Genomic DNA, 20939 nt, shown 5'->3' on the forward strand with positions numbered 1-20939 from the left:
AGTGAAATGACTTGCCGGTCGCCGGTGCGTAGACCACGCGCCGGCTCCGGTCTATATAAGACGCCCATGGCATGGCCCGCCCCGGCGGGCCGCCATCGTTTCCGGGGGCCGTGCGCGGCCCGCAGACCATCAGGGCGTGACGCATGCGATTGTTCCGACACACCGCCGACCTGCCGGAGGACGCCCGTGGGGCCGTCGTCGCCCTGGGCAACTTCGACGGGGTGCACCGCGGCCATCAGGCGGTGATCGCCACCGCCCAGCGGATCGCCCGCGATCTCGGCGCGCCCTCGGCGGTGATGACCTTCGAGCCGCACCCCCGCTCCGTCTTCCGTCCCGACGACGCCCCCTTCCGCCTGTCGCCCTTCCGCGTCAAGGCCCGCCACATCGAGGCGCTGGGGGTCGACCTGCTGTTCGTCTGCCATTTCGACGAGAGCTTCCTGCACAAGACCGCCGACGCCTTCATCCAGGAGGATCTGGTGGCCGGGCTGGGCGTGCGGCACGTCGTCTGCGGCTACGACTTCCTGTTCGGCCACGGCCGCGGCGGCGACCCCGCCCTGCTGCGGCAGGCCGGCGCGGCCCACGGCTTCGGCGTGACCGAGGTCGGCCCGGTGGCCGACGACGCGGACGGCGTCTATTCCTCCACCCGCGTGCGCGACGCGCTGGTCGCCGGCAACCCGCGCGAGGCGGCCCGGCTGCTCGGCTCCCCCTGGGAGATCGAGGGGCGCGTGGAGCATGGCGACCACAAGGGCCGCACCATCGGCTTCCCCACCGCCAACGTGGAGTTGGCCGATTATCTGCGCCCCGCCTTCGGCGTCTACGCCGTGCGCACCGGGGTGGACCAGGGGGCGGGCACGGTGTGGCGCAACGGCGTCGCAAATCTGGGCCGCCGCCCGACCGTGGGCGGAACGGTGGAGCGGCTGGAGACCCACATCCTCGACTTCGACGGCGACCTCTACGGCCAGCACCTGCGCGTCCAACTCATCGAGTTCCTGCGGCCGGAACGCAAGTTCGCCAGCTTCAACGAGTTGAAGGACCAGATCGTCCAGGACGCCGCGGCGGCCCGCGCCGTACTGGCCCGGGAACCGCGGTCGGAAGGCTGAGCAACGATGGACCGCGTGATCCTGCTGCTGTTCATCCTGAACCAGGGCGGCCCGACCACCATCGAGTTCCAGACGATGGAGCAATGCAAGGCCGCCGAGCCCGCCATCGTCCAGGCCTACCGCGAGATGACCGGCAACCCGGTGCTGACCCGCTGCATTGCGCTGACCCTGCCGGGAAAGTGACGGCGCAGGGCAAGCCCGCCCCATTGCGATTCGCACGCCGGGGGGCTACACACGGGGCAGTTTGAGCCTCCCTGGGAGCCGTTAGGCCATGACCACCGCCGCTTTGCCCGCCCCTGCCAATGGTGATCGGGCCACGATTGCCGCCACCGCCGCGAAGATCCTGCTGGAAATCAAGGCGCTGCATTTCAACGCCGAGACGCCCTTCATCTTCACCTCCGGTTGGGCGAGCCCGGTCTACACCGACTGCCGGCGCATCGTGTCCTTCCCGCGCGCCCGCAAGGCTCTGATGGACTTCGCCGTCCAGACCATCGAGCGCGAGATCGGCTACGAGAGCATCGACGCGGTGGCCGGCGGCGAGACGGCGGGCATCCCCTTCGCCGCCTGGATCGCCGAGCGGCTGGAACTGCCCATGCAGTATGTCCGCAAGAAGCCGAAGGGCTTCGGGCGCAACGCCCAGATCGAGGGCGTGCTGACCGAGGGGCAGCGGGTCATCCTGGTCGAGGATCTCGCCACCGACGGCAAGAGCAAGGAGAACTTCGTCACGGCGCTGCGCAACGGCGGCGCCACCGTGACCGACAGCTTCGTGATCTTCCATTACGGCATCTTCCCGCAGTCGAAGACCAACATGGACCGCATCGGCGTCCGCCTGCACGAGCTGTGCACCTGGTGGGACGTGCTGAAGGTCGCCCGCGAGAACCGGTACTTCGACGAGAACACCCTGTCGGAGGTCGAGAAGTTCTTGAACGACCCGGTCACCTGGTCCGCCGCCCACGGCGGCAAGGCCAGCTTCGACTGACGCACCCGGAGGCGCCGCGCCTTGACCGCACCGCCCACACCGCTAATATCCCGCGCGATGCTGCATCCGGCGTGGGTCATGGCGCGTATGGCGCGAATTACCAACCCGGCCTCCTGAGGGGGGCCGGGACCGCCTCGTTTGTGCGTGCGTCGGGGGCCTGACCGCTGCCGCCCGACGGTTCTGCTTCAGGTTCAGGATATCCCCGACATGACCCGCGACTACAAGTCCACCGTCTTCCTGCCCCGCACCGACTTCCCCATGCGCGGCGGCCTGCCCACCAAGGAGCCGGAGCTGCTGAAGCGCTGGGAGGACATGGGCCTCTTCCAGCGGCTGCGCGAGACGGCGAAGGGCCGTGAGAAGTTCGTCCTGCACGACGGCCCGCCCTACGCCAACGGCAACATCCACATCGGCCACGCCGTCAACAAGGTGCTGAAGGACGTCATCGTCCGCTCGCGCCAGATGCAGGGCTTCGACTCCAACTACGTCCCCGGCTGGGACTGCCACGGCCTGCCCATCGAGTGGAAGATCGAGGAGAAGTACCGCGCCGAGGGCAAGGACAAGGACGAGGTTCCGCTCAACCAGTTCCGCGCCGAGTGCCGCCAGTTCGCCCAGAAATGGGTGGACGTGCAGGCCGGCGAGTTCCGCCGCCTGGGCGTCGAGGGCAACTGGGCTGACCCGTACCTGACCATGACGCTGCCCGCCGAGGCGCAGATCGTCCGCGAGATCCACAAGTTCGCCATGAACGGCGGCCTCTACAAGGGCGCCAAGCCGGTCATGTGGTCGGTGGTGGAGAAGACCGCGCTGGCCGAGGCGGAGATTGAATACCACGACCACACCTCGACCACCGTCTTCGCGCGCTTCGCCATCTGGGGCTCGCCGGCGCCAGAGGTCGACGACGCCAACATCGTCATCTGGACGACCACCCCCTGGACCCTGCCGGGCAACCGCGCCATCGCCTTCGGCGACGAGATCGAATACGCGACCTACAAGGTGCTGGCGGTCGAGGAGGGCAGCCTCGCCGAGGTCGGCGAGCGGCTCGTCGTCGCCACCGCGCTGGCCGAGAGCGTCTTCAAGGAAACCAAGATCGCCGACGCGCGGCTGCTGCACCGCTTCCCCGGCTCGCGTCTGGCCGGCGGCTACTGCCACCACCCGCTGACCCGCAGCGGCTACGACTTCAAGGTGCCGCTGCTGGCCGGCGACTTCGTGACGACCGACGCCGGCACCGGCTTCGTCCACATCGCACCGGGTCACGGCGAGGACGACTTCCACTTGGGTCAGGCCAACGGCATCGAGGTGCCGCAGACGGTCGGCGAGGACGGGCGCTACTACGACCACGTCCCGCTGTTCGCCGGCCTGCGCGTCTACACCGCCGAAGGCAAGCCGGGCGAGGCCAACGGCGCCGTGCTGAAGGCCTTTCAGGAGGTCGGGGCGCTGCTCGCCAAGGGCCGGATCAAGCACAGCTACCCGCACAGCTGGCGCTCGAAGGCGCCGCTGATCTTCCGCACCACGCCGCAGTGGTTCATCTCCATGGAGACGAACGACCTGCGCAAGACGGCGCTGCAGGCGATCTCCGACACGACGTGGTTCCCGGCCCAGGGCGAGAACCGCATCCGCGCGATGATCGAGCAGCGCCCGGACTGGTGCATCAGCCGCCAGCGCGCCTGGGGCGTGCCGATCGCCCTGTTCGTCCGCAAGGACAACGGCGCGATCCTGCGCGACGCCGAGGTGTTCAACCGCATCGCCGACATCTTCGAGAAGGAAGGCTCCGACGCGTGGTTCGCCCGCCCGGCGCAGGACTTCCTCGGCAACGCCTACCGCGCGGACGACTACGAGCAGGTCAAGGACATCGTCGACGTGTGGTTCGAGTCCGGCTCGACCCACGCCTTCGTGCTGGAGCAGCGGCCGGAGCTGAAGTGGCCGGCCTCGTTGTACCTTGAAGGTTCCGACCAGCACCGCGGCTGGTTCCACTCCTCCCTGCTGGAAAGCTGCGGCACGCGCGGCCGGGCGCCCTACGACGCGGTGCTGACGCACGGCTTCACGCTCGACGAGCAGGGCCGCAAGATGTCCAAGTCGCTGGGCAACGTGGTCGCCCCGCAGGAGGTCTGCGACAAGTACGGCGCCGACATCCTGCGCCTCTGGGTGGTCAGCACCGACTACACCGAGGACCAGCGCATCGGTCCGGAGATCATCAAGTACCAGGCCGACCATTACCGCCGCCTGCGCAACACGCTGCGCTACATCCTCGGCGCGCTGGCCGACTACACCCCGGCGGAGCGCATCGCCGTCGCCGAGATGCCGGAGCTGGAGCGCTGGGTCCTGCACCGCCTGTCGGAGCTGGACGCGCTGGTCCGCGCCAAGATCGAGGCCTACGACTTCCACGACCTGTCGGTGGCGATCCACAATTTCTGCGCCGTGGAGCTGTCGGCCTTCTACTTCGACGTCCGCAAGGACAGCCTCTACTGCGACGCGCCGGGCTCGGTCCGCCGCCGTTCGGTCCGCACGGTGATGGAGCACCTGCTCTCCACCCTGACCGCGTGGCTGGCCCCGATCCTCTGCTTCACCGCGGAGGAGGCGTGGCTCGCCCGTCCCGAGGGCCTGACCGGCGTCGAGGGCTGGAACGAGGAGAGCGTGCATCTGCGCGTCTTCCCGGCCATCCCGGCGGAGTGGCGCAACGACGATCTTGCCGCCAAGTGGGAGTCCATCCGCACCGTCCGCCGCACCGTCACCGGCGCGCTGGAACTGGAGCGGGCCAACAAGAGGATCGGCTCGTCCCTGCAGGCCAACCCGACCGTCTTCGTGGACGCGGCGACCAAGGCGCTGCTCGACGGCGTGGACTTCGCCGAGATCTGCATCACCTCGCAGATCACCGTGGCGGAGGGCACGGCGCCCGAGGGGGCGTTCGTCCTGCCCGACGTGGCCGGCATCGCGGTGGTGTCCGGCCTCGCCGAAGGGGGCAAGTGCGAGCGCTGCTGGAAGATCCTTCCGGAGGTCGGCACGAACGCCGCACACCCGACGCTGTGCCTCCGTTGCGCCGAAGCCGTGGACGCGGAACCGGCGTTCTAATACGCGTTGCCGGAGCCTGTACCTTATCCCCTCTCCCCTCTGGGGAGAGGGTTAGGGTGAGGGGGTTCCGCCTCCTCGACGCGTCCGGCAAACGCGCAACCCCCTCACCCCGACCCTCTCCCCAGAGGGGAGAGGGAGCAGGAGCACTCCATGAGCAGCCTCTCCACGTCCGGCAGCCGCGGCTACACGGTCTTCGGCCTGTCCGTCGCCGCGCTGGTGGTGGTCCTCGACCAGCTCACCAAATGGTGGATCCTCGACGTGGTCATGCAGCCCTACCCACGGGTCATCGAGGTCACGCCCTTCTTCAATCTCGTGCTGGCCTGGAACACCGGGGTCAGCTTCGGCACCTTCGGCAGCTCCCACGCCTGGATGCCCTACGTCCTGGCCGCGGTGGCCTTCGCCATCGTGGTGGCGCTGCTGCTGTGGCTACGGCAGGCCGACCGGCGTTACCTCGCGCTGGCGCTGGGGATGGTCATCGGCGGAGCCATCGGAAACGTGATCGACCGCTTCCTCTACGGGGCCGTCGCCGATTTCCTCGATTTCCACATCGGGGGGTGGCATTTCTGGGCCTTCAACGTGGCGGACAGCGGAATCAGCGTCGGCGTGGCGCTTCTCGTGCTGGATGGGCTGTTCGCCGGCCGCGAAAAGTCGTAATAGTTCACGCGACGGAGCCGCTATAAGGGACGCGGCCCGACGACAAGCGGCCTGACGACTAGACGACGGGACTCGAACGTGACCATGCTTTCCTTCGCCTCCTCCATCGCACGGCGCTCCACCCGTTCCCTGGGGCGGGGCCCGCTGCTGGGCTTGGCGCTCGTTGCGCTGGCGCTCACCGGATGCTCCGACGTCCGCCGCTCCATCGGCCTCGACCGCCAGAGCCCCGACGAGTTCACGGTCGTGTCCCGCGCGCCGCTGACCATGCCGCCGAGCCTCGCCCGCCTGCCGGAGCCGCGCCCCGGCGCGGCGCGGCCGCAGGACGCCACGTCGGCCGCGGTGGCCGCCGCCTCCGTCTTCGGCGGCTCCTCGCGCACCGCTGCCACTGCCGCCGGACACACGGCGGGCGAGTCGGCCCTGATCGCCCAGGCCGGCGCCAAGGGCGGCATCGAGCCGGGCATCCGCAACAAGGTCGATCAGGAGACGACCCAGCTCGTCGTCGCCGACAAGAGCTGGATCGACTCCCTGCTGTTCTGGCAGACGCAGGAGCAGCCCTACGAGGTCGTCGACCCGAAGAAGGAGAACCAGCGTCTGCGCGAGGCCCAGGCCACCGGCAAGGCGCTGAACGACGGCACCGTCCCGACCATCGAACGCAAGCGCAAGGCGCCGCTGGAAGGGCTGTTCTAAGCCGCTTCCAGGGTCCGAATTCAGGGCTCCAACTCGGGGCATTGTTCCGGGCGCTTCGCCGCACCAGTATCTAGGGGGCGTTCCCAGACGGGGACGCCCCTTTTGCATTCCCGTCCCCTTCGTTCCCAACGAGAGGCCCATGCTCCCCAACGGCCCCACCGCTCCCCCACCCTGGAAACGGCCCTGGCGCCGGCTCGCCACCGCGGGCGTCCTGGCGTTCGCCCTGACTGGCGCCCTGTCCAGCGCCATCCCCGTCATCACGCCGGCCTTTGCCGCCGAGAAGGGCGTCTTCTTTCCCGAGACCTTCACCCTGTCCAACGGCATGCAGGTCGTGCTGGTGACCAACCAGCGCGTGCCGGTGGTCACCCACATGGTCTGGTACAAGGTGGGCGCGGCGGACGAGCCGCGCGGCGTGTCGGGAATCGCCCATTTCCTGGAACATCTGATGTTCAAGGGGACGGAGGAGGTTCCGCCCGGCGCCTTTTCCCGCATCGTCGCCAAGAACGGCGGGCGCGACAACGCCTTCACTTCCTGGGACTACACGGCCTATTTCCAGAACGTGGCGCGCGACCGGCTGGAACTGGTGATGAAGATGGAGGCCGACCGCATGTCGAACCTTCGGCTCACCGATCAGGTCGTCTATCCGGAGCGGAACGTCATCATCGAGGAGCGCCGCCAGCGCATCGAGAACGAACCCGCCGACCGCATCGGCGAGCAGATCAACGCCACCCTCTACGTCCACCACCCCTACGGCACGCCGATCATCGGCTGGCCGCAGGAGATGGCCACCCTGACGCGGGAGGAGGCGGAGTCCTTCTACAAGAGCTGGTACGCGCCCAACAACGCCGTGCTGGTGGTGTCCGGCGACGTGACGGCGGAGGAGTTGAAGCCGCTCGCCGAGAAATATTACGGCAGCATCGCCGCCCGCCCGGTGCCGGAGCGCGTCCGCGTGCAGGAGCCGCCGATCAGCGCCGCCCGCCGGGTCATCCTGCGCGACGACGAGGTGCGCCAGCCCTCGATCCGCCGCAACTGGCTCGCCCCCTCCTACCGCACCGACAAGGAGGGCTACGCCTACCCGCTCCAGGTTCTGTCGGAGATCATGAGCGGCGGCCCGACCTCCCGCCTCTACCGCAGCCTCGTCGTCGAGCAGCGCATCGCCACCTCGGCCTGGCTGGGCTACAGCCCGTCGTCCTGGGACATGACCTCGCTGGCGGCGGGTGCCTCGCCGGCCCCCGGCGTGACCATGGAGAAGCTGGAAGCGGCGCTGGAGGCCGACATCCGGACGCTCGTCGAGAAGGGCGTGACCGAGGAGGAGGTGGCCACCGCCAAGAAGCGCATGCTGGCCGAGGCCGCTTACGCCCGCGACAGCCTGACCGGCCCGGCCCAGACGCTGGGCGCCGCCATCGCCACCGGCCAGAGCATCGACGACGTGGAGAACTGGCCGGTGCGCATCGACGCGGTGACCGCCGATCAGGTCAACGCCGCGGCCCGCGCCGTTCTGGGCCAGACCAACCACGTCACCGGCCTTCTGCTGCCGCTCCAGGACAAGGGAAGCTGAGATGATCGCACGCATCGTGCCCCCTCCCTCCCGCTCTGCGGGTCCCTCCCTCCCCCGCTCCGCGGTGGAGGGCCTGAGCGCCGAACCGGTCCCCTCCACCTCGAAGAGGGGGAGGAGGGTTAGGGAGGGGGCCATCGTCACCATCCTCACCCTGCTCCTGACCGCCTTCGCTGTCGTCACCCCCGCCGCCGCCATCGAGATCAAGCGGGTGGTCAGCCCCGGCGGGATCGAGGCGTGGCTGGTCGAGGACCACAAGGTCCCCATCATCGCCCTGGAATGGGCCTTCGAGGGGGCCGGGGCATCCGACCCCAAGGGCAAGGAGGGCCTCGCCAACCTCGCCGCCCGCACGCTGGACGAGGGCGCCGGTCCCTATGACAGCCAGGCCTTCGCCGCGCGGCTTCAGGACAACGCCATCGCGCTGGGCTACGACGCCGGGCGCGACGGCTTCGGCGGCAGCCTGCGCACGCTGAGCGACCGCCGCGACGAGGCGTTCGAGCTGACCCGCCTGTCGCTGGCCGAGCCACGCTTCGACGCGGAGGCGGTGGAGCGCATGCGCGCCGCCGTTCTGTCCAGCCTGCGCCGCGATCAGGCCGACCCCAACTACGTCGGACGGCGGCTGTTCTATTCCACCGCCTATCCCGGCCACCCCTACGGCGACGAGATCCGCGGCACGCTGGAGTCGCTGCCGACGATCACCCCGGACGATCTGCGCGGCTTCGTGAAGAACGGCTTCGGGCGCGACCGGCTGGTCGTCGCCGCGGCGGGCGACATCAGCCCGGAGGATCTGGGCCGCGCGCTCGACCATGTGTTCGGCGGCCTGCCCGCAACCTCCGCGAACGCCGCCATCCCCGACGTCGAGCCGAAGGGGCTGGGCGAAACGCTGGTCGCCACCCGGCCGACCGCGCAGACCGTCATGCTGATGGGCCAGACCGGGCTCAAGCGCGCCGACCCCGACTGGTACGCGGCGACCGTGATGAACTACGTCCTGGGCGGCGGCGGCTTCGGCTCCCGCCTGATGGAGGAGGTGCGGGAGAAGCGCGGCCTCAGCTACGGCGTCTACAGCTACCTGATCCCGATGGAGCATTCCGCGCTGGTGATGGCCGGCGGCAACACGGTGAACGCCAAGGCCGGTCAGGCGCTGGACATCATGCGCCAGGAATGGAAGCGCATGGCCGACCAGGGCGTGACGGAGGAGGAGCTGGCCGACGCCAAGACCTACCTCACCGGCAGCTTCCCGCTCCAGCTCAGCAGCACCCAGGCGATCGCAGGCATCCTGCTCCAGGTCAAGCGCGACGAGTTGGGCATCGACTATCTCGACCGCCGCGACGCCTTCATCAACGGCGTCACCCAGGCCGACGTGCAGCGCGTCGCCAAGCGGCTGCTCGATCCCAACCGGCTGCTGACCGTGCTGGTCGGCCGTCCGGAAGGCGTGACCGCGACACGGACGATCGACGGGGGGAGCTGACCGGGGCGTGGTTGCGGTGAAGCCCCCCTCCCAACCTCCCCCCGCTTCGCAGGGGGAGGGTTGGGTGGGGGCCCGCCGCGACCACCCCCCTCACGCCAAGTCCGGCTGGCTCCCCGGAAAGCGCGGATCGCCGGGGTCGATGGGGCGGCCCGGCACCTTGCCGGGGATGATCCCCACCTGATCGGGCCGTTCGTCCTCGCGGCGTTCCTCATCTGTCGGAACCGGCGGATTCTGTTCGGGTTTGTTCGGATCGCTCATGGTCACCTCCTGTCCCGAAAAGAACACAGGGCGGCGGTTGCCGGTTTCATCCACCGCCCCGCATAGTCCGCTTCACCTAGACCGCTTCACCTAGACCTTTGTGCACGTTGGATGCGCCGCTTTGGCGCGTACCCGGCGCACACCGATCGATGCTAGGCTCCGCGCACGCGAGAAGGAGGCAAAATCCCAATGTCAGCGCTCACCCGTTCGCCCGCCTGGGAAGCCCTGGCCCGTCACCGCCAGGACGTTTCGACCCTCCATATGCGCGACCTGTTCGCCGCCGACGCCGACCGCTTCAACCGCTTCTCCCTGGAAGCCTGCGGCCTGCTGTTCGATTATTCGAAGAATCGCATCACCGAGGAGACTCGGACCCTTCTCCTCGACCTCGCCCGCCAGCAGGACGTGGAAGGCTGGCGCGACCGCATGTTCGCCGGGGAGCGGATCAACATCACCGAGGACCGCGCCGTCCTGCACACCGCGCTGCGCAACCGCTCCAACCGCCCGGTCATGGTGGACGGCCAGGACGTCATGCCGGAGGTGAACGCCGTCCTGCACCGCATGGAGCGCTTCGTCCGGCAGGTCCGTGACGGCGCCTGGACCGGCTACACCGGCCACCCGATCACCGACATCGTCAACATCGGCATCGGCGGGTCCGACCTCGGCCCGGTGATGGTGACGGAGGCGCTGACCCCCTACCTGCACCCGCAGATCGGCGTGCATTTCGTCTCCAACGTGGATGGCACCCACATCAGCGAGACGCTGGAATGGCTGGACCCGGAGACGACGCTGTTCGTCATCGCGTCCAAGACCTTCACCACCCAGGAGACGCTGACCAACGCCCACACCGCACGGCGCTGGTTTCTGGAGAGCGCCGGCGACCCCGCCCATGTCGCCAAACATTTCGTCGCCGTCTCCACCAACGAGGCGGAGGTGCGCAAGTTCGGCATCGACCCGGCCAACATGTTCGGCTTCTGGGACTGGGTCGGCGGGCGCTATTCGCTGTGGTCGGCGATCGGGCTGTCCATCGCGCTCGGCATCGGCATGGACCGCTTCTACGAGTTGCTGGCCGGCGCCCACGAGATGGACGAGCATTTCCGCACCGCGCCGCTGGACCGCAACATGCCGGTGCTGATGGCGATGCTCGGCGTCTGGTACGTCAATTTCTGGGGCGCCAAGTCGCACGCCGTGCTGCCCTACGACCAGTATCTGCACCGCTTCCCCGCCTATCTCCAGCAGTTGGACATGGAGAGCAACGGCAAGACGGTGGACCGCCAGGGCGCGCGGGTGGATTACGCCACCGGCCCGGTGGTCTTCGGTGAGCCGGGCACCAACGGCCAGCACGCCTTCTACCAGCTCATCCACCAGGGGACGGAGCTGGTGCCCGCCGACTTCCTGGCCCCGGCCGAAACCCACAACCCCATCGGCGACCATCACCGCATCCTGCTGTCGAACTTCTTCGCCCAGCCGGAGGCCCTGATGCGCGGCAAGACCGCCGACGAGGTGCGCGCCGAGATGGCCAAGTCCGGCAAGCCGGCCGAGACCGTCGAGCCGCTGGTCCCCCACCGCGTGTTCGAGGGCAACAAGCCGTCCAACAGCATTCTGTTCAAGAAGCTGGACCCGCACACTCTGGGCGCCCTGATCGCGCTGTATGAGCACAAGGTGTTCGTCCAGGGCATCGTGTGGGCCATCAACAGCTTCGACCAGTGGGGCGTCGAACTGGGCAAGCAGTTGGCCGGCAAGATCCTGCCCGAACTCCAGAACGGTCCGACCGCCGCACTGGGGCACGACAGCTCGACCAACGGGCTGATCGGCTGGTACCGCAAGCACCGCTGAGCGGACCTTTACGGCGAACGAAGGAGAGGCGGAAGAGTGGCAGACAGCCGCTTTCCCGCCTCTCCTTGATTCGCTATGGCGCGATCAGCATCATCAGACAACGCCCAGAAGCGCGGGGAAATTGTAAACCGTACTACCAACCTGAAGCTGCTCGATCGTCGAAATTCCCACAGTGTTGGAATTCGTACGGAAATTCTCGATCAAAACGCCGTTGTCGACTTGGCCGTTATCATTGATATCTGATTTCAAGTAAGAGTGCGTAACAAAACCGGCTGGGAACGGTTGGTAGGGGCATGGCAGCCCCTCTTGTTTGCGACGCCTTGTGGGCGATCATCGAACCTCTGATCCCGCCGGAGCCGCCCAAGCCGAAAGGCGGACGGCCCCGGCTGTGCGATCGTGCTGCGCTGACCGGCATCCTGTTCGTGCTGCGCACGGGTATTCCTTGGGAGCTTCTGCCGGTGGAGATGGGCTGCGGCTCGGGTATGACCTGCTGGCGGCGTCTGCACGAGTGGCATCGGGCTGGCGTGTGGGAACGGCTGCATCGTGTGCTGCTCGACCGTCTCGGCTATGCCAACGCCATCAACTGGGATCGTGCGGCGGTGGACAGCGCCAGCGTCCCGGCAAAAAGGGGGGTGAGGAGACCGGCCCGAACCCGACGGATCGCGGCAAGCCGGGCTCCAAGCGCCACATCCTCGTCGATGCTAACGGCATCCCGCTCGCCCTGAGGATCTCGCCAGCCAACCGGCACGACAGCAAGCTGCTGGAGGCGCTGGTCGATGCCGTGCCGGCGATCCGCCAGTGTGCGGGCCGGCCCCGGCGGCGACCGGCCAAGCTGCATGCCGACAAGGGCTACGACTTCGCTCACTGCCGGCGGGCGCTGCGCCAACGAGCGATCATTCCGCGGATTGCCCGGCGTGGCGTCGAAAGCAGCGAGCGTCTCGGCCGATATCGATGGGTGGTCGAGCGTACGCTCGCTTGGTTTGCCCGCTTCCGCCGCATCGCCGTCCGCTACGAACGGCGCGCCGACATCTTCACTGCCTTTCACCATATCGCGGCCAGCCTCATCTGCTGGCGCTTCGTCCAGAGATGGTTCTGTTAGGCGCTCTAAATCCATAGGTCGTTGTTGTTGACCCAGGTCGCTTGAAGATCGCTCAACGTCGCATTGAGGAAAACAAGCCTATCCGCTGAGCCGGGATTGCTGTCGGCAGTGTCAAAGATGTAGGTATTTCCGCCTAGCAACGGATCGTGGAAGTAGGTGTCGTCACCGGCACCCCCGTAAAGCTCGTCCCACGAGTAAGAGCCTCCCCCGATCAGCGTATCGTTTCCCGATGCCGAAGTCGTCCCTCCGTAGATCACATCATATCCGCTACCACCGTGTAACAGGTCCGCCTCGGTGTCGCCGTTCAGAGTATCGTCGCCATTACCGCCCAGAAGCGTATCGGATCCGCCATGTCCGAACAGGTTATCGTTGCCGTCGCCGCCATCCAGATAATCAGCATAGTAGCCGCCGACGATTGTATCGTTGCCGCCCAGGCCGTAAATCGAGAATTGATCCGTGATGGATCCTGGGTAAGACCCGCTCGGCGCCAAATCATTTCCATTGGTCAGGGCATAGCTATAGTAAGTCACAATCATCCTCCACACATTATATTTGTGCACCCACAATAAATGCACACAAAAACAATTATCACGATTCCGTATAAAGCAAATACATTTTTTATAGATATACGAAATCAAAACATACCATGATATTGCTTAGATGCCTAAGGAATCGAAATCTTACTTTTATGCCGTGACCATTGCTTCAAATGAAAGAATGGGCTATAGAAGGAGAAAGGAATCAGGAACTCAGGAGGACGCAGCTATGGATGTTCAATCGGCCTTGACTGGCGCATATTCGACATCATCAGCCTCCTCCTCAAAAGGCACCACCCAGCTACGCACCGCCGACAACAATCAGATTGGCGGCGCAGCCACCTCGACCGCCGAGAGCACAAAGGACACGTTGTCCCTGAGCACCTTGGCGGCGAGTCTGAAGGGGCCGTCGCTGGACCTTTTCAACAAGCTGAAGCAGAACGAGCGTGCCCTGCTCGGCGACCTCGTGGACAGCGGCAAGGTCACCGGTGACGATGTGAACAACGCGTTGATGGGCAGCCTGAAGCAAGCGCGCCGCTCCAGCTTCGCGACCGGCAGCATGATGTTCGAAACCCAGAACTCCAACCTCTTCGCCCGCGCCGACAGCGTCACTGCGGATGAAATGCTGAAAGCGACGGACAACACGCTTGCCCGGCGCAAGGAGTTGGTTTCACGATTAGGGGAACTGGAAAAGAATGGCCAGGGCGGTTCGGACGATTACAGCGCAGTCCTGCGCGCTCTTTCCGGAATGGAGCCCGGCGCTGACCCCAGAGGCAGTGGGCGGGTGAACGGTCCGCCCCGCTCGACCCGGATCGTGTCACCCTACACCATGAATCTCGGCGACCAGCGCTTCCAGCAGAGTGGAGCGGAGGAGGCGGCAAGCAACAAGTTGAAAGAGGCCGGCGTGTCCTTGTCAGCCCTGTCGGACGCCGCCCGTGGCATAGCAGAGAACGATGTGGCTGGTATCGTGAAGGAAGAAGCCTCGCGCATGGCCAATGCCATGGGGCGCAACGGCGGCTGAGTCAGCGCAGCGGGGTGCCCCGCCAGGACGTCGTTCCGCCGGTGACCGAGGCGCCGGCCGCAGTAAATCCTTGTGCAGCACATCGATCCGGCGTAGGGTGCAGGCCATGAACCCCGTGCGCCTCACCTCTCCCGCCCTTCTGGGGCGATTTTGGTACCGCTGGTACACACCGGCGGCCTAGGTATCGCACACCCACGATGCACCCAAAGCCGCCCGACCCGAGGCGGCTTTTGTGTTTTCAGCACGCGGTGCACGCAAAATCCTCTTGATGGTCACGGCGGCCTCCCTGACAAACCGGAGGTCCCATCATGTCCGATTTCGATTTCGACGTCGTCACCGGCCCGTCCAGCGCCAGCTGCCCCGCCACTCCCAGCGAACCGGAAACGCAGGAGGACGGCCACCCCGCCGACAAGACCGGCCCGGCGTGACCGCCCCGTGCCTGGAACCGCCCCTCCCTTCCCGCCTCGCCGTGGCGGTACGGGACAGCGGGGCGGTCCCCACGCAGGAACGGCCGCCGCTTACGGCAGCGTGACCGCTGCTGTGGTGGCGAAGCCGAGCTGGCCCAGCTGCGCGTCGAAGAAATAGTTGTAGGCCAGCAGCAGGTTGATGCCCGTGTTGACGAAGGCGATGTCGGCGTTCGGCAGGACCGGTTCCAGCGACGCCGGGGCCGCCGCGGTGGACAGCGCGGCATCGATGGCGAAGATGCCCTTGACCGGGGCCGCGCTCGACATGGCGAAGCTGTAGGTCATCACCGGCTCCGCATCGGGGCTGGACCCGTTCGGCACCGCGATGGTGATCTCCGCCCCGCCGAGATTGGCCGCCCAGTTCTTCACCTGCGGAACGCTCATCATCGCCCCGGTGACCCCGCTGTCGAGCAGCAGCGTGGCGCTCAGCGGCTGCGCGTCGTTGATCGTGCTGATGGTGATGGTCGCCGGACCGGTCAGCCAATAGGGCTGGGCCGGCGCCGCCGGCCAGGAGATTCCCGACGGCGGGGCGCAGTTGCAGCCGTTGGTGACGTTCGGCGTGACCGGCGGCTTGGCCGAGGTCAGCGCGACGGTCTGGCCGTTGAAGGGGGCGGCCGTGAACTCGGCGGTCGTGACACCCAGCGCGATGTAACCACCCGTCCCGCTCCCCGCCGAGGACAGCAGATAGGACGGGTAGAGCGGCTGGCCGTCCACCGACGCCGAGAGGAACGGGTTGCTCAGCGTGTAGACCACCTGATCGGATTGACCGGCGTTCGCGGTGTAGCTCAGCGCCGGGCGGCCAAAGCCGACACCCATCATGCCCATGCCCGGATCGACCGGGTTCTGGACGCCGGGCGTGCCGGTGTTGCCGGCATATTGCGCGCCGAAGACCACCAGCGGCCCGGCCTCGCAGACGGAAACGACCTGCTTCGACTCGTCCAGCGACGCGCCAAGCGCCAAGCTGGGCACGAGATAGAGGCAACCGGCCAGCGTGTTCCCCGACGGGCGATAGGTGATCTGTGCCGGCCCGAGCGACACAACGCCGGCGGCCAGTCCCTTCGACGTGTCGCCGTCAACCATCAGCAACGTTGCGGGGATGACGATGCCGGTCGAACCGGTGTCGACCTGCACCTCGTGCAGCAGGCCGCTCGGCGTGCCGATGGTGACGTTGAGGGAGTTGGTCTGGCCCTGCAGATTGAAAGGCTGGCGCACCACTGGGACATCGACCGCCGAGGCGTAGGTGATGGGAGTGTCAGGCATCGCTCTCTCCAAATCATAAGAAAATGGACAAGCACTTTCCTCCGCCAACAAGTTCTTTTCAAATAAATCAGCAATACGCATTCATTTGTATTTCCTACGGTCTTTCTCACACACCAAAGAAAAACAAGCAGGATTATATTTTGTTTTTTTCACGGCAGCGCCGCTTTGATCGTCACGCCGCCTTAGGGCCTGACGAGACGACCCGGTCCGCACAGCCACCATCCAACCGGACACTTCCGCCGCATGGACAACCAGTTCCGTGCGGGGCATCATCACTCACCACCTCGGGATGCATCCCGAAGGCCGCGCCATCGAAAAGCGGGGAAAGCGCGTATGTCCATCACCGACGTCACCAGCAGCACACCCGCCGCTTTCGGCGCCGGCGCCAAGCCGGTCCCGGCCAAGGGACCCGATGCCTCCGCTTCGGGACCCCTCGCTCCCACGATCGGCCGCAACGGCACGGTGGACACGGTCAGCCTGTCCCCCGACGCGGTCCGGGCCATGAAGGCCGGGGTCATCTCCTTCACGACCCCAAAGGCCGACGAGACGTCGGTGAAGGACCCGGTGGCGGCGGGCGTGGACGCCATGCTCGCGCGTCGCGATTACGACCTCAAGCAGGCCGACTACATGAGGCAGGCGATGGGCATGCTGCGCCAGACGCTCAACCTGCCCGAGGACCAGCCGATCTTCCTGGGTGGCGCTGCGCATGGCCTGCTGGACAAGCTGGCGGCGAAGAACGGCCTCAGCAAACCCGAGATCCCGGACGCTCTGCGCGCCGCCGGAGTGAAGGACCCGTTTGCGGAGGATGCCGACGCCGAGGCCGGCGTGATCGGCATCGGCATGCCCAACAGCGGCAGGGAATTGCAGGTCGTCTTCGACCGGCTCGGCCTCACCAGCCGGTCGAAGACAACGGACGATCCGCTGCGCATGATCGCGTTGAAGGACGGGAGCGACCGCGGCAGCCCGCTGCTCGGGGCCATCAAGGGAGGAACGCTGGGACGCCTCACCGACACCCGGCCCGGCCAAGGCGCCAGCCTGTGGGCGGTCACCGACGGTGGCGAGGGGCCGAACGCCCACGTCCTCGCCTCCGTCCGCTCGGTCGGCATGGACGACACCGCCACCAACATGGCCGCCGGCCTGCTGAAGGGGTTGAAGGGGCTGTTCGCCGGGGCCTGAGGACCGCCGCAGCCGTTCGCCGCGCACGCCCCCGCTCATGGTGGCATTCCGCGCCTGAGCCTACTATATTTGGCGCATGCCGATCCGCATGTTGCCCGACACGCTCGTCAACCGCATCGCCGCCGGCGAGGTGATCGAGCGGCCCGCCGCCGCCGTCAAGGAACTGGTGGAGAACGCCATCGACGCCGGGGCCACCCGCATCGACGTGGTGGTGCGTGATGGCGGCAAGTCGCTCATCACCATCACCGACGACGGCTGCGGCATGGGGCCGGACGAGCTGGCGCTCGCTGTGGAGCGGCACGCCACTTCCAAGCTGCCGTCCGACGACCTGCTCGACATCCGCTCGCTGGGCTTCCGGGGGGAGGCGCTGCCCTCCATCGGGGCGGTCAGCCGCCTGACCCTGACCAGCCGCCCGCGCGGCGCCGACAGCGCCTGGGCGCTGACCGTGGACGCCGGCCTGAAGGGCGCGCCGCAGCCCGCCGCGCTGGCCCAGGGCACCCGCGTCGAGGTGCGCGACCTGTTCGCCGCCGTGCCCGCCCGCCTGAAGTTCCTGAAGGCCGCCCGGACCGAGTTCGACCACATCGGCGACTGCATCGAACGGCTGGCCATGGCCCATCCCGGCGTGGCCTTCACGCTGGACGGCGACAACCGCTCGACGCTGCGCCTGTCGGCGGCGCAGGGCGACCTGCTCGACGCCCGGTTGACCCGGCTGGGCGCCCTGATGGGCCGCGATTTTCAGGACAACGCCGTGCCGGTGCAGGCGGCGCGCGAGGGGGTGACGCTCGCCGGCTGGATCGGCCTGCCCACCCTGCACCGCCCCACGGCCCGCCACCAGCATCTGTTCGTCAACGGCCGCCCGGTGCGGGACAAGCTGATGGTTGGCGCGGTGCGGGCGGCCTACGCCGATTTCCTGCCGCGCGACCGCCACCCCATGCTGGCGCTGTTCCTCGACCTTGACCCGCAGGAGGTGGACGTGAACGTCCATCCCGCCAAGGCGGAGGTGCGGTTCCGCGACCAGGGGCTGGTACGCGGGCTGATCGTCGGCGCGCTCAAGCACGCGCTGGCCGAGGCCGGGCACCGCGCCTCGACCACCGTGGGTCTGGCGACTCTGGGCGCGCTGCGCCCGGAGAACAGCGAGCTGGACGCGGATGGAGCCATCCTGTCGCCTTCCCCCCTGCCCTACCGCAGCCCGGGGCACCAGCCGGCGCAATCCTGGGGCGGCAGCTACGGCTCCGTCGTGCCGCGCGGGCTGGCCGACCGGGCGACCGCCTTCCAGGCGCCCCATCAGGCGCCGCTCCCTCCCTTGCAAGGCCGTCTCGCCGGCTGGCAGGCCGCGCCCGCCGCGCGCCCGCCGGACTACTCGGCGCAGGCCGCCGCCGCTCCGCCGTTGGACAGCCACCCGCTGGGCGCGGCCCGCGCCCAAGTCCACAACACCTACATCGTCGCCCAGACCACCGAGGGAATCGTCATCGTCGATCAGCACGCCGCCCATGAGCGGCTGGTCTATGAGCGGATGAAGACCGCCCTCCTGGAGGGCGGCGTGAAGCGGCAGGCCCTGCTGATCCCGGAGCTGGTGGAACTGGACGAGCCGTCCGCCAACCGCCTGCTGGGCCGCGCCGCGGAACTGGCCGAGTTGGGCCTTGCGGTGGAGGGCTTCGGCCCCGGCTGCGTCCTGGTGCGCGAGGTGCCGGCACTGCTGGGTCAGAGTGATGTGAAAAGCCTCGTCCGCGACCTCGCCGAGGAACTGGCAGAGCTGGGCGATGCGCTGTCGCTGAAGGAGCGTCTGGAGCATGTGTGCGGCACCATGGCCTGCCACGGTTCCGTCCGCGCCGGACGCAGCTTGAGCGTGGAGGAGATGAACGCCCTGCTGCGCCAGATGGAGGCCACTCCCCACAGCGGCCAGTGCAACCACGGGCGACCCACCTATGTGGAGTTGAAGCTGTCGGACATCGAGCGGCTGTTCGGGCGCCGTTAGGGTTGTCGGACCACAGATAGACTGACCCTCAACCACACACGAATTGACCCTGAAACCACAATAAGACTGACCCGGAGACGGCCCGCTTCGGCGTCGCGCCAGCACTCATTGGATGGCCGCTGACCGGCCTCATCTCGCCGCAGATCGCGCTATGAAACGGGCGGCGCGACGAAGGGAGCAAGCCATCATGAGAATGATCGGCGAGTGCCCCGCCAACGGGCCGATAGGCAAAGGGATTTATCTGCAACGGCCAGCCTGCTGGCTGGAATGACGGGGAAGCGCCAACCAAGTCGAGCGGCGGCAACAGATCGTCATGCGTGATTGAGCCCTTCCCCTGTGAGCAACCGCACTGCCCAGTGCCCGCCCGGCTCACCCCGTCGAGCGCATGGGCGATGGCGAACATGCGTGCCGCCACCCGCCCTTTGCCCTCCCGCCGCGCCAGAGCACGCAATTCGCTAGCGCTCAGCTCTTCCCGGATCGGCAACGCCGCTGGCATTCGCTCCTCCCCATCGCGATAGGGAATCGAATCACGGATTGCCGGCCTTGGGAATCCCTCTCAGTGAGTCAGTGGCTCCGCTCGCCGGTATTACAAATGCGCACTGCGGCAAGGATTGTCGCCGATGCGCGGGGCGGCCCGATACGGCGCATCATCAATGGCCGCCACCGCAAGCCGACGGGTCGGTACTTGAGCGCCAAAGCCCGCCGGACGCTTCCCTGGGAGGACAAGCGCGAACGCGCTTTCTTCTGGCATTGCGAGGCCGACGCGAACGTCGTCGCCTATCTCTCGCAACCCCACCGCCTCGAGATCCACGTGGGGCGCCCGCGCCCTCTCATCTATTTCCCCGACCTGCGCCGCGACCTGGCCAACGGACGGGTCGAAATCTACGAGATCAAAAAGGCTTACAATCCTGACGACGACGCGGATTATGACCTGAAGTTACGGCTCGCCGCCGATGTCTATGAAGGCCTCGGCTGGTCGTTCCGCATCATCGAAGCTCCCGAGATCGAGCGGCGGCCTACGCTCGACACGGCCTGGAGCGTTCAGCGCTACCGGCATGTGGCGCTCACCGGACAAGCGCTTGCCGACTTCACCGCGCACCACATGCTTACGAAGGAAATTGCCAAGTGGCTGGATCTCCATCCCAACCAAGTCAAGCGGACCTTGGCGCGCCACGAAATCGAGCCGGTGTGTGCGCTTAAGGAGAACATGCGGTTGGTCTGGCGCCGGTCGGACGTGTCCGGGTGTGACCACCTCTGGAGCAGAGTGCCCTCCTCCTCACGGGTCTTGTTTCATTGTGTTGGCTCGGGGCGTAGGCATCCCAACTAAACCACCATCGGGAACCTAACTATAAACTTGGTTCCCCCCCAGGGCTGCCTACCGTGAGATTGGTTTGGTGGCACGGCACGAGCAGGGCCCGCGACAGAACAACCGAGCGAAGGTCTCGCATCAGCCGGTCCGCCGAGGCGCGCATCGCCGTCTTCACCTTTATCGAAGGACGGCACAATCCCCACCGACGGCATTCCGCCCTCAGCTATCCGTCACCGATTGACTACGAAAGGAGGCCCGGCGTTACGGAGTGAAATAAGCCCCAACCCGTCCACCGAGCCGGGGCAACTCCACATCCCCTTGTATGCAGTCGTCTACAACATCTCCAACCTCCACGCCGCCTGATATCCGGCCGCACCCTACGCAACCTCCTGACATAGGCGATGACCAATTGGCAGTCCCGCCCAGCGCTTCGTCTCCCTGCACGCCGCCGTCTATAACTGCTTCAACCTCCAGCGCCATCTGGCCTCCCGCCGGGACCGCC

At 67.1% G+C, this 20939-nt stretch carries 17 protein-coding genes; 14 read left to right on the forward strand and 3 right to left on the reverse strand.

The window, feature by feature from the left end; all coding sequences use genetic code 11:
• The first annotated feature begins 143 nt into the window (after nt 1-143).
• The 8 genes from ABAZ39_RS10275 (at nt 144) to ABAZ39_RS10305 (ending at nt 9506) form a co-directional block, all read left to right on the forward strand.
• Nucleotides 144-1100 (forward strand): bifunctional riboflavin kinase/FAD synthetase, encoded by a 957-nt coding sequence (locus ABAZ39_RS10275; RefSeq protein WP_038529138.1) that lies wholly within the window; start codon nt 144-146, stop codon nt 1098-1100.
• 6 nt (nt 1101-1106) lie between these two features.
• Nucleotides 1107-1283 carry a hypothetical protein gene (locus ABAZ39_RS36495; protein ID WP_198129204.1) on the forward strand — a complete coding sequence of 59 codons (177 nt, stop codon included), beginning with the start codon at nt 1107-1109 and terminating at the stop codon, nt 1281-1283.
• An 88-nt stretch (nt 1284-1371) separates the two neighbouring features.
• On the forward strand, nt 1372-2079 hold the full coding sequence (locus ABAZ39_RS10280; protein WP_051657929.1) for an orotate phosphoribosyltransferase: 708 nt from the start codon (nt 1372-1374) through the stop codon (nt 2077-2079).
• 207 nt (nt 2080-2286) lie between these two features.
• The gene (gene ileS / locus ABAZ39_RS10285; protein ID WP_038529140.1) at nt 2287-5142 is read left to right on the forward strand and encodes an isoleucine--tRNA ligase; all 2856 of its coding nucleotides are present in this window, start codon (nt 2287-2289) and stop codon (nt 5140-5142) included.
• 150 nt (nt 5143-5292) lie between these two features.
• Nucleotides 5293-5796 (forward strand): signal peptidase II, encoded by a 504-nt coding sequence (gene lspA, locus ABAZ39_RS10290; protein WP_014239673.1) that lies wholly within the window; start codon nt 5293-5295, stop codon nt 5794-5796.
• A gap of 84 nt (nt 5797-5880) precedes the next feature.
• Entirely contained in the window at nt 5881-6483 is a 603-nt protein-coding gene (locus ABAZ39_RS10295; protein ID WP_051657930.1) for a DUF3035 domain-containing protein, read from the forward strand.
• 139 nt (nt 6484-6622) lie between these two features.
• Nucleotides 6623-8041 (forward strand): M16 family metallopeptidase, encoded by a 1419-nt coding sequence (locus ABAZ39_RS10300; protein ID WP_051657931.1) that lies wholly within the window; start codon nt 6623-6625, stop codon nt 8039-8041.
• Nucleotide 8042: 1 nt separating this feature from the next.
• Nucleotides 8043-9506, forward strand: coding sequence for a M16 family metallopeptidase (locus ABAZ39_RS10305; RefSeq protein WP_247881566.1), 1464 nt, complete (start codon nt 8043-8045; stop codon nt 9504-9506).
• 90 nt (nt 9507-9596) lie between these two features.
• On the opposite strand, the gene ABAZ39_RS36500 is transcribed toward ABAZ39_RS10305, so the two are convergent.
• On the reverse strand, nt 9597-9764 hold the full coding sequence (locus ABAZ39_RS36500) for a hypothetical protein (RefSeq protein WP_176025273.1): 168 nt from the start codon (nt 9762-9764) through the stop codon (nt 9597-9599).
• Nucleotides 9765-9953: 189 nt separating this feature from the next.
• Between ABAZ39_RS36500 and pgi the strand changes: the two genes are divergently transcribed.
• Together pgi and ABAZ39_RS33990 are read left to right on the forward strand one after the other, a co-directional pair.
• Nucleotides 9954-11597, forward strand: coding sequence for a glucose-6-phosphate isomerase (gene pgi / locus ABAZ39_RS10315; protein WP_038529144.1), 1644 nt, complete (start codon nt 9954-9956; stop codon nt 11595-11597).
• 293 nt (nt 11598-11890) lie between these two features.
• A protein-coding gene (locus ABAZ39_RS33990) for an IS5 family transposase (RefSeq protein ID WP_088123925.1) occupies nt 11891-12696 on the forward strand; the annotation gives its coding sequence in 2 pieces (ribosomal slippage) (nt 11891-12218 and nt 12218-12696; 807 coding nt in all).
• Nucleotides 12697-12701: 5 nt separating this feature from the next.
• On the opposite strand, the gene ABAZ39_RS35495 is transcribed toward ABAZ39_RS33990, so the two are convergent.
• Entirely contained in the window at nt 12702-13226 is a 525-nt protein-coding gene (locus ABAZ39_RS35495; RefSeq protein ID WP_247881567.1) for a calcium-binding protein, read from the reverse strand.
• Nucleotides 13227-13461: 235 nt separating this feature from the next.
• Between ABAZ39_RS35495 and ABAZ39_RS10325 the strand changes: the two genes are divergently transcribed.
• On the forward strand, nt 13462-14253 hold the full coding sequence (locus ABAZ39_RS10325) for a hypothetical protein (protein WP_144243496.1): 792 nt from the start codon (nt 13462-13464) through the stop codon (nt 14251-14253).
• Between the two features lie 518 nt (nt 14254-14771).
• Here ABAZ39_RS10325 and ABAZ39_RS10330 read toward each other — a convergent pair.
• Nucleotides 14772-15977, reverse strand: a complete 1206-nt coding sequence (locus ABAZ39_RS10330) for a hypothetical protein (protein ID WP_038529148.1) — start codon at nt 15975-15977, stop codon at nt 14772-14774.
• Nucleotides 15978-16310: 333 nt separating this feature from the next.
• Between ABAZ39_RS10330 and ABAZ39_RS10335 the strand changes: the two genes are divergently transcribed.
• The 3 genes from ABAZ39_RS10335 to ABAZ39_RS10345 all read left to right on the forward strand — a co-directional run bounded on the left by ABAZ39_RS10335 (nt 16311) and on the right by ABAZ39_RS10345 (nt 20455).
• A complete protein-coding gene (locus ABAZ39_RS10335) occupies nt 16311-17153 on the forward strand; it encodes a hypothetical protein (RefSeq protein WP_038529150.1) in 843 nt (280 codons plus the stop codon).
• Nucleotides 17154-17229: 76 nt separating this feature from the next.
• Nucleotides 17230-19128, forward strand: a complete 1899-nt coding sequence (gene mutL / locus ABAZ39_RS10340; protein ID WP_038529152.1) for a DNA mismatch repair endonuclease MutL — start codon at nt 17230-17232, stop codon at nt 19126-19128.
• 559 nt (nt 19129-19687) lie between these two features.
• The gene (locus ABAZ39_RS10345) at nt 19688-20455 is read left to right on the forward strand and encodes a hypothetical protein (RefSeq protein WP_144243497.1); all 768 of its coding nucleotides are present in this window, start codon (nt 19688-19690) and stop codon (nt 20453-20455) included.
• Nucleotides 20456-20939: the final 484 nt, after the last annotated feature.

Origin of the sequence: Azospirillum argentinense (genome assembly GCF_000632475.1) — a bacterium.
In the GTDB taxonomy this organism is placed as follows: domain Bacteria; phylum Pseudomonadota; class Alphaproteobacteria; order Azospirillales; family Azospirillaceae; genus Azospirillum; species Azospirillum baldaniorum.